Source organism: Eubacterium maltosivorans, from assembly GCF_002441855.2.
GTDB lineage: Bacteria > Bacillota > Clostridia > Eubacteriales > Eubacteriaceae > Eubacterium > Eubacterium maltosivorans.
On the sequence record NZ_CP029487.1, the window covers coordinates 2,289,603 to 2,303,308 of the forward strand.

A 13,706-nucleotide genomic window follows, 5' to 3' on the forward strand; every position below is an offset into this window, starting at 1 on the left:
CTCATAGGGCTGCCACCTCTCTGGTAAATACCGGACCATCCTTACAGACCTTCTTATTCCCCTCACTGGTCTTGCAAGTACAACCCAGGCAGGCGCCGATACCACAGGCCATATGGGCCTCCAGCGACACGTAAACCGGGTTTTCGGCCGGGACGATATCACACAGGCTTTTCATCATGATTTCCGGGCCGCAGGTAAAAAACACCTCGCCCTCACGGGCTTCCACCTTATGGGTAATGATGCCGCCGATGTCCACGATCACTTCGTCTGCCACAGCGTCAAATTCCTCCACGCAGTAGGCCGCGTCGCGGTAGCCCAGGTAAACGCGCAGGCTTTTCTCTGGGTGTTTCTTCTTAAAGTCACGGCACACATAGTACAGGGGCGCGACGCCAATGCCGCCGCCCACCACCACCAGGTCGGCGTCCACATCTGGGAAGCCCTTGCCGTATGGGCCCTGTAATTCCACAGTGTCGTCCTTTTCTAGTTTTGACAAAAGCTGGGTGCCCTTACCTACAATCTGATACAGGAAAGTAAGCACACCGTTTTCGTAATTATGAACGGAGATGGGCCGTGACAGCAGCGGGTCCTTATCCCAGGCTCTCAGCATGAAAAACTGGCTGGCGCCCACTTTACCGTCGTAGGCCACGTCCATTTTGTAAATGCCTTCAGCCACAAACTGGTTATCTAAAATTAAAGCCACTTTAAAATGTCCTCCTTCATGGCCAGTGTTTTTTCACGGATCAAGGCTTCAAAGCCTTCGGTCTCACAGGGCGTCTCTGCCTTCTGATGGGCAGTGATCAGCCCTCTGGAGGAATTGATGACCGCACAGCGGGACTTTTTGAAGATGTTGGCAATATCCTTGCCGGTGCCGCCCTGGGCGCCATAGCCAGGCACCAGGAAAAAGGTGGACGGACACTGGTCCTGCAGCGCTTCAAATTCTTCCGGGAAGGTGAGGCCCACCACAGCGCCCACTGCGGAATAGCCGCTTTCACCAATGTAAGGCCTGCCCCATTCGGTGATCTTATCGCCCACAGCTTCATACAGCTTCTGGCCGCCTTCTGCCAGCTTCAGCTCCTGAAAATCCCGTGAGGATGGATTGGAGGTGTGCAGCAGGACAAAGAGCCCCTTTTCGCTATTTTCGATATAAGGGAAATAGGGTGATACAGCGTCCTCGCCCATGTAGGCGTTGACGGTCAGGATATCGACCTCAAAATCACCTTCAAAATGCCCTTTGGCATACTGGGCGGCTGTGGAAGTAATGTCCCCTCTTTTTGCGTCGCCAATGGCGATTTTATTGTTTTTTCGGACATATTTCACCGTCTCGGAGTAAGCCTTCATACCGTCCAGGCCCAGGGCCTCGTAGCAGGCAATCTGCATTTTGTAACAGGCGGCAATATCTGCGGTGGCGTCCACAATCTTTTTGTTAAACTCCGTTATTTTTTCACCGGTTGACCAGTCCTTGTCCTTCAGGTACTGGGGCAGAAAGTCAAGTTTTGTATCCAGGCCCACACAGACGGGGCTTTTTAATGCTTCGTTATACAAGCGATCCATTATCATATGCGATCTCTCCTCCTTTAAATGTCATGAGCACCTTGCCCTTAAGCAGTTCTCTGCCAAAGGGGGTGTTGTGGCTTTTGGAAATAAACGTCTTGGGATCAACCCGCTCCTCGGCATCCAGATCCACCAAAACCAAATCACCGGGATAGCGTTCCTTGACCAGTCCGGCTTTCAGGCCCATGCGCGCCGCCGGTGCTTCACTCAGCATCTGGCTCAGGCGTTCTACCGGAATGCCAGCGCCTTCAAAAACGGTGTAGTACATGGCAAAGGCGGTCTCAAAATTATTGATTCCCGGCGCTCCGTTTAACTTGTCCTCGTCACTGTGCGGTGCATGGTCGGTACCGCAGATATCGATGCTGCCGTCCCGCGCACCCTCGATCAAAGCCCGGCGGTCTGGATAGCTTCTGAAAGGCGGGTGCACCTTATATTCCATGGCCGAGGCGTAAAGATGGTGCGGAGTAACCTCGCAGGTAATGTCCAGACCCTTTGCTTTGGCGGCCTTGATGGCCTCCAGGGTATCCTTTTTGCTGATATGACACACGTGCAGGTGTCCCGGGGTTTCGCGCAGCAGGGCGATATCCCGCTCCACAGTTTCGGTTTCCGGCTCACAGTGCGTGGCCAGGATGAAATTGTATTCGGTTGAGGCGGCCAGCCCCCTCTTCATTGTTTCGGCGTTATCCACATTGTGTCCATCGTTGGAGTAAACATTGGTGTATTCCCGGGTGCTCTCAAAATCCACCAGCTCCGCATCGCTGAAATCCTTTGTCAGCGCGCAGACCTGTACCAGATCACAGAGGCCCAGAGCCTCCGCCTTATCCATATTGTCTTTCAGAGCCTCGGCATTATCCATAATCGGCTTGGTATTGGCCATGGCAACCAGTGTGGTAAAGCCGCCCTTCAGGGCTGCCTTCATACCGGTTTCCATGTCTTCCTTATAGGTGAGCCCAGGATCGCGCAGATGGCAGTGCATATCGATAAAGCCTGGCATCAGCACCTTGCCCTGGCCGTCGATTTCCCGGTCGTGGGCTGCCTTCACCTGTCCCTTTTCCTTATAAACCTTTTTGATCTTACCGTCATCATCGATCAGCACCTTCCCCGGCCTTCGGCCAGTGGCGTCGATAATTTCAACGTTGGTGATTAAAGTTTTCATGGTAGTTCCTTCCCCTTTATTTTAAGGATCACAAATTCTTCGAAAATCTTTTTATTCTTTCAGAATTTGGACTCAGCTTCATTTCTCAATAAACGTTGTGTATGAATCGCAGTATTCGCAGCGGTATAATTTCTTTTCGGCGTCTACCAGGTAGAAGTCAATATCGCCCACGTCCTCGTACTGGGTGATGCAGCGCGGGTTTTTACACTTCATGATGCCCGTGACCCGTGTCGGCAGTGTCAGCTGTACCTTGCTCACCAGCTCGCCGTTGTTGACAAAATTGATGGTGACGTTGGGGTCGATAAGCCCCAGAACGTTCATGTCCAGCTCCAGGTCCGTCTCGATTTTGATCAGATCTTTCTGACCCATTTTTTTGCTGGGGACATTTTTCATCAGTACGACGACATCGTCAATTTCGTTGAGGTGCAGCTCCTTATAGATTTCAAAGCCGTGGCCGGATTCAATGTGGTCGATAATAATTCCCTTTTTCAGTTTTGATACATTAATCATTTGCGTCTACCCCCAGTAATTTAGAAATTAAAGCCATGCGCACATACATGCCGTATTTTGCCTGCTTAAAGTATACGGCACGCGGATCATCGTCCACTTCGACGGAAATTTCATTGACACGTGGCAGCGGGTGCATCACGATCATCTCTTCCTTGGCTTTTTTCATTTTCTTTTTGTCCAAAATGTAGTAGTCTTTTAAGCGCAGGTATTCTTCCTCACTCACAAAACGTTCACGCTGAACGCGGGACATGTAAAGAATATCCAGGTCGCCGATGACATCGTCCAGGCTGGCTGTTTCGACATAGGAGCCGGGTTCCAGCATACTCAGAAAGTATTCCGGCATTTTCAGTTCCTTTGGCGAAATAAACACAAACTTGTTGCCCTTATAACGGTTCAGGGTTTTGACTAACGAGTGGATGGTCCGTCCAAAGAGCAGGTCGCCGCAAAGACCAACCACATGGCCATCACAGCTGCCCATTTCATGACGGATGGTCAGCAGGTCGGTCAGGGTCTGGGTAGGATGCTCATGACCGCCGTCACCGGCGTTGATGATGGGCATATCACAGGCCGCCTTGGAGACCAGCTTGGCTGTCCCCTCTCTCGGGTGGCGGATCACCGCGATATCGGCGTAACAGCCGACGGTGCGGATGGTATCGGCAATGCTTTCTCCCTTGGATACTGACGAATTGGCAGGGTTGTCAAATCCAATGACCTTACCGCCTAAGCGCAGCATGGCCGACTCAAAGCTGAACCGCGTACGGGTGGATGGTTCGTAAAAAAGGCTGGCTAATAATTTTCCCTTGCAAACGTCAATATAATTATCCTGATTTGCAATAATATTATCAGCCAGCCCAAAAATGGATTCTAATTCTTCTATGGTAAAGTCACCGGGTTCTATTAAATGTCTTCCTTTTAGCATCTCTTGCCTCCTTGGCTTAAAATTCGTCCACGACGTGCATTTTTGCAAAAAAAAACACCTTTTCAAACTGTCAAAAGGGCGTTTCACGCAATATTTATGCACTATATTACTCTAAGGTCGTGGTCATCTTTAACAGGGGTTTCCTCTGCCCTTTTGTTAAGAGTTTAATTAAATTAATGATAAAGTATAACCTCAAAAATGTCAATATCTTAAAGGTTCAAAATATTGGCCTTTACTAAGAAATTATGGTAAGATTAAGCAAATGAAATGAACGGAGGTAATTCAAATGTATTTTGTCACCTATCAATACGCATCTTTTAGCGAAGCGGGTATACTCACCGCAGATTTCAAACGTGTGGTACCTGTTACCACCATCGGCAAGGTGCTCGGCCTCAAGCTGCCTGAACAGATGACGGACTTTATCCGTTTAGCCGACGACGCCCTGATCGCTTCTACCTCAAAAGCCATGGCCGACAACCCCAATATGGGCATTAACCTGAACTCTGTCAAGCTGCTGGCTCCCATCCCCAAGCCTGAGCGCAATATTTTCTGCCTTGGCAAAAATTACACCGAGCATGTAAAGGAGATCAAAAATATTCCAGGCCTCGGCGCGGCTCCGGAAAGCCCCATCTATTTTTCCAAGCTCTCCTCATCGGTCACCGGTCCCGATTCGGTTATCCTGTCCCACGCCAATGCCACCAAACAGATTGACTACGAAGCTGAGCTGGCCGTTATCATTGGCAAAGAGGGCTCAGATATCGCCAAATCGGACGCTGAAGCCTACGTTTTTGGTTACACCGTCGCCAATGACATCACCGCCAGAGACCTCCAGAAAAAGCATTCTCAGTGGTATAAAGGCAAATCCCTGGATACCTTCTGCCCGCTGGGCCCAGCCATTGTTCACAAAAGCGCGCTGCCCCTTCCTTTGAATCTCGGTATCCGCTGCCGCGTCAATGGTGAAACCCGTCAGGAATCCACCACCGGACACATGATCTTTGATATTCCCACCATCATCAGTGATTTGTCCCAGGGCGTGACCCTGTACCCCGGCGACATCATCCTGACCGGAACCCCGGCCGGCGTTGGTCTTGCCCAGGACCCGCCCGCCTTCCTGAAACACGGCGACATCGTCGAAGCCGAAATCGAAAAGATCGGCATTCTCAGAAATCATATACAGTAGAAATGACGCTGGGAGATTTTCAACAATATGCGGCAATCCCGAAAAATTCCCCGCCGCTCCCCCGCTAAACATCTTTTCCCCACCCATACGCCTCCCGAAATCCTGAAAACTTTTTTTGCCGGATTATTTAAAAGAAGTTTTCAGGATTTCGGGAGGTGTTTTTCTTAAAGAATACACGCTGTTTTTATGTAAATTAGTGTAATTCCTCCTGTACTTCCTTCGAAACAGATAAATTTTTGTTTTTTGTCATTTTCGAGCAAAAAATCGAAAGCGTTTTCTTGACAACGGATTCAAAAGGGAGTATCATATAATCACAAACAACACATGTACACACATGTGCTTACTGAAAAATTATTTATTCAAAAAATGAAGGGATGGTATTTTAAAATGGCAGATTGGAAAAATTTAACACAGGCAGTTGGAGACTTAGAAGAAGACGATGTAATGGAAATCTTAAATGATTTCGTAGCTACAAATCCTACCGAAGCAGAAGCTGAAGAAGCAGTTGCAGCTTGCCAGGCTGGTATGGCTGTTGTTGGTGATTTATTCGAAGAAGGCGAATATTTTGTTGGGGACTTAATTTTCGCAGGCGAATTATTAACCGAAGCAATCAATGTATTAAAACCAGTATTAGGCAGCGGCGACACAGCAGTTGCTGGCACAATCTTAATCGGTACCGCTCACGGCGATTTACATGACATCGGTAAAAATATCTTCAGAAGCATGGCTGAAGCAGCTGGTTTCCAGGTTACTGACTTAGGTATTGACGTAGCAATCGACACATTTGTTGAAAAAGCTAAAGAAATCAAACCGGACATCATCGGTATCAGCGGCGTTTTAACCCTGGCTATCGACTCTATGAAAGAAACTTCAGATGCTCTGAAAGCAGCTGGCGTAGACTCTAAATTAATCATTGGTGGTAACCCTGTTACTAAAGAAGCCTGCGAATATGTTGGCGCTGATGACTTCACAACAAATGCTGCTGAAGGCGTTAAGATTTGCCAGGCATGGGTTGGCTGAGACAAGTCCGTAAAGTAAGATCAAATATAAAAAGACACCAATAATGGTGTCTTTTTTAATTTCTTTTTTATCTTATGTCTAGATTTGTATATACAGGTTAGTATAAGTATGTTATAATAAAGACAAAACGATTTCAGATTGTTTGAATTTTTTAAGGTTATTAAGATAATTTTTTCACAAACAATCTTTTTATGGTATAATTTTTGAATAATTCTTTGTGTGAACACAAGTTAGGTAAAGAATCATGAAAGAGAGTATTGTAAGATCAGTAGAAGGGTTGTATGAGCAAAGGACACTAGAGCTGGTAAAAATCGCCGTGCGCAAGGGGTTCACCCCGCTCCAGATTTTAGACTGGCTGCGCATTGGCATGGAACGGGTCGGAGATCACTATGAGAAATGTGACTATTTCATCGCAGACCTTATTTTTGCCGGCATTATCTTTCAGGAGGTTATGGATCTTGACGAACTGAAAGCGCTGTATGCCATGCCGGCAGTGCCCAGAATGGGTAAAATTGTTGTCGCTTCTGTTTACGGAGACTGCCACGACATTGGAAAAAATATTTTTGCCTCCTTTGCAACCACAGCAGGCTTTGAAGTCATCGACATTGGCATCGATGTGCCTTCTCCCACTATTCTTGAGAAGGTACAGGAACACAAGCCTGATATTATCGGCCTCAGCGGCATGCAGCAGGAAACAACCATCGAAATGAAAAAAATCACCGACGGTCTCGAAGATCTCGGCATAAGAGATCAGATACGTGTGATGATCGGCGGAGCATGTGTGGATGACGGCGTAACGCATCTCAGTGTGGGCGCAGATTATGGCACAAAGGACGTAACCAAAGCGGTGGAAATATGCAAACAATGGATACAGGAGAAAAAGTAAGTCATGGGTGCACCTGAATATATTAAAATTGTCGAAGCGATAAAAAACAAAATAACCAGCCAGGAGCTTGAGCCCGGGGACGCTATCCAGTCAGAGAACCTTCTCTGCGAGGAATTTAACGTCAGCCGGATGACCGTGCGCAAGGGTCTGGCTGTACTCGTCAATGAGGGCTACATCTATTCAATTCCCGGCAAGGGCAATTATGTCTGCGAGCCAGATCTGGACCAGTACATCCTCCATTACAATGAGATGGCGCCTGGAAACGAGCGTGGCGATGAAGTCCGCCTGATTGAGGTGAATGTTGTCAAGCCAAGCTATGAGGTTGGCTTTAACCTGGAAATTCCCGAAACCAAGCACGTCATCGTGGTAAAACGTATTTTTTTAAAGGATGGTTTCCCCACCGCCTATGATATTAAATACATTCCCTACTACCGTGGGATTCCAATTGTTGAAAAGGAAATCCGCTACGCGACCTTCCCGGAAATGGTGGCCAAGAAAAATTCAATTTTTGCCATGACCAAAAAGCTTAAAATCCGGGCGGCCATCGCAGAAGACGAAACAGCCAGAAACCTTGAAATCCCTGTGGGGATGCCTCTTTTAGTTGTTGAGGAAAAGCTGCTGGATGAAAAGGACAAGCCTATCGGCTGGGGGATGATGTACCTGGCAGGTGAAGACGCTGGCCTCGAAGCGGTTGCTTCCTTTGATTGATGGGAGCGGATTTTATGAAAAAGCAAAAAATTCAATATAAACGCTTCTCAAGAGAGACCTTCGGCTTATTTCGCTTTAATTTCTGGCCCCTGGTCATTTTCGAAATTCTGTATTCTTTCTGCGGAAGCACGATTATCTTTCCTGTGACTGGGTTTATTCTAAAGCATTCACTCTCGGCCGCAGGACTTTTCTATATTACAGGCTCCAATATCAGCGAGCTGCTCAGGCATCCGGCGCTCTGGATTGTCGGGCTTGCACTTTTACTCATTCTGGCCTTTTATACCCTCATCGAATTTACCACGCTGGCTGTCTGCTTTCACGAAAGCCTCGCCGGACGAAAGGTTCAGATCATCCCTTTGATGCGAAGCGGCTTTAAACGGGCTCTGGCAATTTTTAAACCTAAGAATTTTCTGATGATTCTTTTCCTGATCCTCATTATCCCGTTTATGAATATGATGGTCACCTCCAATTTTATAGGAGAACTCACCATTCCAGGCTTTATCTCAGATTATATTGCCGACTCCCCGCTTTTATCTGTTATTTTTATGGCTTTGGTTGCCTTTTTGGCCGTCCTTGTCATCCGATGGCTTTTTGTTTTTAATATTTTTATTTTAAAGGATTCATCCTTTAAAACTGCCCGGCATCAAAGTGCAAAGCTGATTAAAGGACGTTTTTTCCACACATTGTGGCGTTTTTTCCTCTGGAATCTCTTTCTCGCGTTTATCAGCTTGCTCGCAGCACTGGTATTTTTACTGACCTGTATTATTCCGGCTGCCCTGATCATTGAGTATATCCAGGGAATGAGCGATCCTTCCTTCTGGTTTACGCTTTTGATCAGTTTGGTTTCCATCATTTTTCTTCTGGGCTCGAGTATCCTGGACGCGGTCGTCACACCGCTTAACTTTGCTTTTATCTCAAAGCTTTATGAGGCTTACTCTAAAGCCGACAATGCCGTGCCCGAAGATATACTGCTGGTTGAAAACAACCTATCCCTCGCCCCTCAGAAAAAGCATCTGGTCATCGCCGCCTGTGTGCTGCTGGTTATTTCCATCGGGATTAAGAGCGCGCAGATCATACTGGCCTTTGACGGCGATACTGCCGATATCCTGCTGAGCGGTCCCCAAATTACTGGACACCGCGGCAATTCCACCGAGGCGCCGGAAAATACCCGGGCTGCGCTGGAGGCTGCCATTGCCAACAACGCCGATTATGTGGAGATCGATATCGCAGAGACAAAAGATGGTGTTCTGGTTGTTTCACATGACAATAACATCAAGCGGATTTCTGGACAGGATATTGATATCTGGAACAGTAATTATGATGATATCAAGGACATTGACATTGGCAGCTGGTTCTCACCCGAGTTCAGCGGCGAGCGTCTCATGACTTTGGATGAGGCCATTGAGACCTGCCGGGGCAAGGTAAAAATGAACATCGAGCTCAAACCCACTTCCCACGATCACGAATTTGTGGAAAAGGCTGTAGAAGTTATTCAGAAACAGAATTTTAAGGATGAGTGTATTCTCGCTTCACTGGATTACGCCACCATTGAACGGGTAAAGCAAATTGATCCCAGCATCCGCACTGCTTATATCAGCGCCATTGCCTACGGTGACATTGATACCCTTCCGGTGGATGCCTTCAGTATTGAGGCCACCTTTGTCAACAAAACGCTTGTCAATGCGGTTCATCGGCAGAATAAAGATATTTATGTCTGGACAGTAGACAACGAGGAACTCATTGACAATATGATCGACCTCAATGTTGATAACATTATCACCGACGACGTGCCTCTGGCCAAGGAGCTGGTAAAAGAAAACGGCATTAACAGCCAGGATATTCTCAGAAAGACGCTCGAGCAAATTGTATTCGGTATGTAAATTTTTTATTAAATCATAGAGAATTAAAGATATTCTAAAGGTTGAACGATTAGAATAGTACTTGAGAGATAAACATCTCCCCTTTTTCTTTTCATTCCTAATTTATATAAAAGGCAGTGGGTATCGGAGCCCGTTGCTTTTTATTTTTTTGTTTTTAATCATAAAAAGGCCTCCCGAAATCCCGAATTCGCTGTTTGAAAACAGTTTTCGGGATTTCGGGAGGCTTTTTGCAGAATAAAATTAAAATTTCAGTTGCGGACGCTACATTGAAAAACAGATAAAAATGGCCGACGCCAAAAAAAGAAACCCGGCAAAGCCGGTGTTTCCACCAAAACTATCCACTATCAACTATCAACTAAAAAAAGGATCAGGCTCGAAAAAGCCTGATCCTCTAAATTCTATTCTAAACTAAAATTAATCTGTAATAATCTTAGCAACGGCGCCGGAACCTACGGTACGGCCACCTTCACGGATCGCGAAACGTAAACCTTCTTCGATCGCGATTGGGGTGATCAGGGTGATTTCCATTTCAACGTTGTCCCCTGGCATGACCATTTCGACGCCTTCTGGTAATTTGATATTACCGGTTACGTCGGTTGTTCTGAAGTAGAACTGTGGTCTGTAGCCATCGAAGAATGGGGTATGGCGGCCGCCTTCTTCTTTGGTCAGGACGTATACCTGGGCGGTGAAGTGGGTGTGTGGGTGGATGGAACCTGGTTTTGCCAGTACCTGTCCACGTTCGATCATGGTACGGTCGATCCCACGTAACAGGGCGCCGATGTTGTCGCCGGAGCGGCCTTCATCTAACAGCTTACGGAACATTTCAATCCCGGTTACAACGGTCTTTTTGATTTCGTGAATCCCGACGATTTCGACTTCGTCCCCGACGTGTACCACGCCACGTTCGACTCTACCGGTTGCGACGGTACCACGGCCGGTGATGGAGAAGACGTCTTCTACTGGCATTAAGAATGGTTTGTCGGTGTCGCGTTCGGGTTCTGGAATGTATGCGTCTACTTCTTTCATCAGTTCGACGATTTTGTCGCCCCATTCGCCGTCTGGATCTTCTAAGGCTTTTAAAGCGGATCCGATAACGATTGGTGTGTCGTCTCCTGGGAATTCGTATTCGTCTAACAGTTCTCGAACTTCCATTTCGACCAGTTCTAATAATTCTTCATCGTCAACCATGTCGGCTTTGTTTAAGAATACGATGATGTATGGTACGCCTACCTGACGGCTTAACAGGATGTGTTCACGGGTCTGTGGCATTGGGCCGTCGGCTGCGGATACGACTAAGATCGCGCCGTCCATCTGGGCTGCGCCGGTGATCATGTTTTTAACGTAGTCGGCATGGCCTGGGCAGTCGACGTGCGCGTAGTGGCGGGCGTCGGTTTCATATTCGACGTGGGCGGTTGAGATGGTGATCCCACGTTCTCTTTCTTCTGGTGCTTTATCGATGTTGTCGAAGGCTACCGCTTCACCGGTTCCGAAACGTTTGTTTAATACGGTGGTGATTGCTGCGGTTAATGTGGTTTTACCGTGGTCTACGTGACCGATGGTACCAATGTTAACATGTGGTTTGGATCTTTCAAATTTTTCCTTAGCCATTTTATTTCTCCTATTGTTATTTTAAATATTTAATGCGGTCTGCCGTAACGATCCGGCAGACCGTTTGTTTTTTATAAGGTTCACAGATGCTTCGTTATCGCGCGCATTCGCCTTTCGGCTCATAGCTCTGCGCCCTACCGATTTCTAAAAGAAATCGGACTCGACTTTTCAGCTTTATTTCGTGCGTCCTTCAATGATTTTTTCAGAAACGCTCTTCGGTACGGGTTCGTAGTGTGAGAACTGCATGGTGTAAACGCCACGACCCTGGGTTTTACTTCTCAGGGATGTTGCATAGCCGAACATTTCTGCCAGCGGCACCATACCATTGATAACCTGAGCGCCGTTGCGGGCTTCCATACCTTCTACACGGCCACGTCTGGAGTTAATATCCCCCATGACATCGCCCATATATTCTTCCGGAATAACGACTTCCAGTTTGAACATTGGCTCCATGATAACCGGATCTGCTTTGCGCATACCGTTTTTGAACGCCATAGAACCAGCAACCTTGAAGGCCATTTCGGAGGAGTCAACTTCATGGTAAGAACCGTCATAAACGGTTGCCTTGAAGTCGATAACCGGATAACCAGCTAAGACACCATTCTGCATTGCTTCCTGGATACCCTGATCGATTGGTCCGATATATTCTTTTGGAATCGAACCACCGACAGTTTTATTTTCAAAAATATAACCTTCGCCTGGTTCCAGCGGTTCCAGAGTAATGAGACAGTGACCATACTGCCCACGACCACCGGACTGACGGGCAAATTTACCTTCTGCGTCAACCGTTTTGGTGATTTTTTCTCTGTAAGCTACCTGAGGCTGGCCGATGTTGGCTTCTACCTTGAATTCACGCAGCATACGGTCGATGATGATATCCAGGTGAAGCTCACCCATACCAGAGATAATGGTCTGGCCGGTTTCTTCATCGGTATGTGTACGGAAGGTAGGATCTTCTTCTGCCAGTTTCTGGAGTGCAACACTCATTTTTTCCTGGCCGGCTTTTGTCTTAGGCTCGATGGCAACATCGATAACCGGTTCAGGGAATACCATGGATTCCAGAATGATCGGATGATCCGGATCAGACAGGGTGTCCCCGGTAGTGGTATCTTTCAGGCCCACGGCAGCGACGATGTCACCGGTGTAAACCTTGGAGATTTCTTCACGGTGGTTCGCATGCATCTGCAGGATACGGCCAAAACGTTCTCTTTTACCTTTTGTGGTATTACGAACATAGGAGCCTGCTTCTGCAGTACCGGAGTAAACACGCATAAATGCCAGTTTACCAACATATGGGTCTGTCATGATTTTGAAAGCTAAAGCGGAGAATGGTTCCTCATCGCTTGGTTTTCTTTCGTCTTCTTCGTCCGTTTCCGGATTTGTACCTTTGATAGCAGGTACGTCAAGCGGTGACGGCATATAATCAACAACAGCATCCAGCATCATCTGAACACCCTTGTTTTTATAGGAAGAGCCGCAGGTTACTGCGATCAATTCTACGTTACAGGTTCCTTTACGGATGGCTGCCTTGATTTCCTCGATGGTGATTTCTTCGCCTTCCAGGTATTTTTCCATCAGGTTTTCATCTACTTCAGAAAGGGCTTCAAGCATCTTATCGCGGTAGCTCTCAGCTTCTTCTTTCATATTGTCAGGAATATCGGTGATTTCAATTTCTTCACCTAAATCATCCTTGTAGATTTCAGCCTTCATGGTAAGCAGGTCAATGATACCAATAAAATCACTTTCCTTACCGATTGGCAGCTGGATACATACTGGGTTTGCGCCCAGACGGTCACGGATCATGTCTACCGCATGGTAGAAGTCCGCACCGGTGATGTCCATTTTATTAATGTAAGCCATTCTCGGTACATGGTACTGGTCAGCCTGACGCCATACGGTTTCGGACTGAGGTTCAACACCGCCCTTGGCACAGAATACCGCTACAGAACCGTCAAGAACTCTTAAAGAACGTTCTACTTCAACGGTAAAGTCAACGTGGCCCGGTGTATCGATAATGTTGATACGGTTGCCTTTCCAATGACAAGTTGTAGCAGCAGAGGTAATGGTGATACCTCTTTCCTGTTCCTGTTCCATCCAGTCCATCTGCGCGCCACCATCATGGGTTTCGCCGATTTTATGGATTTTACCAGAATAGTAAAGGATTCTTTCAGTAGTAGTGGTTTTTCCTGCGTCAATATGCGCCATAATACCGATATTTCTTGTGTTCTCTAAACTATATTCTCTTGGCACAGATTTTTCCTCGCAATTTTAATTTGAATACTAAACAG

12 protein-coding genes are annotated in these 13,706 nt (G+C 47.1%); 5 read left to right on the forward strand and 7 right to left on the reverse strand.

Going from position 1 to position 13,706, the window contains the following annotated elements; genetic code table 11:
* Position 1 precedes the first annotated feature (1 nt).
* The 5 genes from CPZ25_RS10960 to pyrB form a co-directional block, all read right to left on the reverse strand.
* A complete protein-coding gene (locus CPZ25_RS10960) occupies positions 2–700 on the reverse strand; it encodes a dihydroorotate dehydrogenase electron transfer subunit (RefSeq protein WP_096918599.1) in 699 nt (232 codons plus the stop codon).
* Entirely contained in the window at positions 691–1,557 is an 867-nt protein-coding gene (pyrF, locus tag CPZ25_RS10965) for an orotidine-5'-phosphate decarboxylase (protein ID WP_096918598.1), read from the reverse strand. Before pyrF ends, CPZ25_RS10960 begins: the two co-directional genes overlap by 10 nt.
* A complete protein-coding gene (locus tag CPZ25_RS10970) occupies positions 1,535–2,707 on the reverse strand; it encodes a dihydroorotase (RefSeq protein WP_096918597.1) in 1,173 nt (390 codons plus the stop codon). The genes pyrF and CPZ25_RS10970 overlap by 23 nt, the downstream gene beginning before the upstream one ends.
* Positions 2,708–2,785: 78 nt before the next feature.
* Entirely contained in the window at positions 2,786–3,217 is a 432-nt protein-coding gene (locus CPZ25_RS10975) for an aspartate carbamoyltransferase regulatory subunit (protein ID WP_058693320.1), read from the reverse strand.
* A complete protein-coding gene (gene pyrB, locus CPZ25_RS10980) occupies positions 3,210–4,136 on the reverse strand; it encodes an aspartate carbamoyltransferase (protein WP_096918596.1) in 927 nt (308 codons plus the stop codon). Before pyrB ends, CPZ25_RS10975 begins: the two co-directional genes overlap by 8 nt.
* A gap of 286 nt (positions 4,137–4,422) precedes the next feature.
* On the opposite strand from pyrB, the gene CPZ25_RS10985 reads away from it, so the two are divergent.
* The 5 genes from CPZ25_RS10985 to CPZ25_RS11005 all read left to right on the forward strand — a co-directional run bounded on the left by CPZ25_RS10985 (position 4,423) and on the right by CPZ25_RS11005 (position 9,810).
* A complete protein-coding gene (locus tag CPZ25_RS10985) occupies positions 4,423–5,316 on the forward strand; it encodes a fumarylacetoacetate hydrolase family protein (RefSeq protein WP_096918595.1) in 894 nt (297 codons plus the stop codon).
* Positions 5,317–5,703: 387 nt separating this feature from the next.
* Entirely contained in the window at positions 5,704–6,336 is a 633-nt protein-coding gene (locus tag CPZ25_RS10990) for a cobalamin B12-binding domain-containing protein (RefSeq protein ID WP_038352545.1), read from the forward strand.
* Positions 6,337–6,580: 244 nt separating this feature from the next.
* Complete coding sequence (locus CPZ25_RS10995; RefSeq protein ID WP_058693317.1) at positions 6,581–7,222, forward strand: cobalamin B12-binding domain-containing protein; 642 nt, start codon at positions 6,581–6,583, stop codon at positions 7,220–7,222.
* A gap of 3 nt (positions 7,223–7,225) precedes the next feature.
* Positions 7,226–7,930, forward strand: a complete 705-nt coding sequence (locus CPZ25_RS11000) for a GntR family transcriptional regulator (protein WP_013382418.1) — start codon at positions 7,226–7,228, stop codon at positions 7,928–7,930.
* A 14-nt stretch (positions 7,931–7,944) separates the two neighbouring features.
* Positions 7,945–9,810 (forward strand): glycerophosphodiester phosphodiesterase family protein, encoded by a 1,866-nt coding sequence (locus CPZ25_RS11005; RefSeq protein ID WP_167495215.1) that lies wholly within the window; start codon positions 7,945–7,947, stop codon positions 9,808–9,810.
* 414 nt (positions 9,811–10,224) lie between these two features.
* Here CPZ25_RS11005 and tuf read toward each other — a convergent pair whose 3' ends face one another.
* Both tuf and fusA read right to left on the reverse strand, forming a co-directional pair.
* The gene (gene tuf, locus CPZ25_RS11010) at positions 10,225–11,418 is read right to left on the reverse strand and encodes an elongation factor Tu (RefSeq protein ID WP_058693315.1); all 1,194 of its coding nucleotides are present in this window, start codon (positions 11,416–11,418) and stop codon (positions 10,225–10,227) included.
* Between the two features lie 174 nt (positions 11,419–11,592).
* Positions 11,593–13,668, reverse strand: coding sequence for an elongation factor G (gene fusA, locus CPZ25_RS11015; protein WP_058693314.1), 2,076 nt, complete (start codon positions 13,666–13,668; stop codon positions 11,593–11,595).
* Between the last annotated feature and the right edge of the window lie 38 nt (positions 13,669–13,706).

Excerpts from the sequence above, each read along its gene's own strand:
- pyrF (WP_096918598.1), bottom strand. The coding sequence starts at position 1,557 with ATGATAATGGATCGCTTGTATAACGAAGCATTAAAAAGCCCCGTCTGT.
- CPZ25_RS10970 (WP_096918597.1), bottom strand. The coding sequence starts at position 2,707 with ATGAAAACTTTAATCACCAACGTTGAAATTATCGACGCCACTGGCCGA.
- CPZ25_RS10975 (WP_058693320.1), bottom strand. The coding sequence starts at position 3,217 with ATGATTAATGTATCAAAACTGAAAAAGGGAATTATTATCGACCACATT.
- pyrB (WP_096918596.1), bottom strand. The coding sequence starts at position 4,136 with ATGCTAAAAGGAAGACATTTAATAGAACCCGGTGACTTTACCATAGAA.
- CPZ25_RS10985 (WP_096918595.1), top strand. The coding sequence starts at position 4,423 with ATGTATTTTGTCACCTATCAATACGCATCTTTTAGCGAAGCGGGTATA.
- CPZ25_RS10990 (WP_038352545.1), top strand. The coding sequence starts at position 5,704 with ATGGCAGATTGGAAAAATTTAACACAGGCAGTTGGAGACTTAGAAGAA.
- CPZ25_RS10995 (WP_058693317.1), top strand. The coding sequence starts at position 6,581 with ATGAAAGAGAGTATTGTAAGATCAGTAGAAGGGTTGTATGAGCAAAGG.
- CPZ25_RS11000 (WP_013382418.1), top strand. The coding sequence starts at position 7,226 with ATGGGTGCACCTGAATATATTAAAATTGTCGAAGCGATAAAAAACAAA.
- CPZ25_RS11005 (WP_167495215.1), top strand. The coding sequence starts at position 7,945 with ATGAAAAAGCAAAAAATTCAATATAAACGCTTCTCAAGAGAGACCTTC.
- tuf (WP_058693315.1), bottom strand. The coding sequence starts at position 11,418 with ATGGCTAAGGAAAAATTTGAAAGATCCAAACCACATGTTAACATTGGT.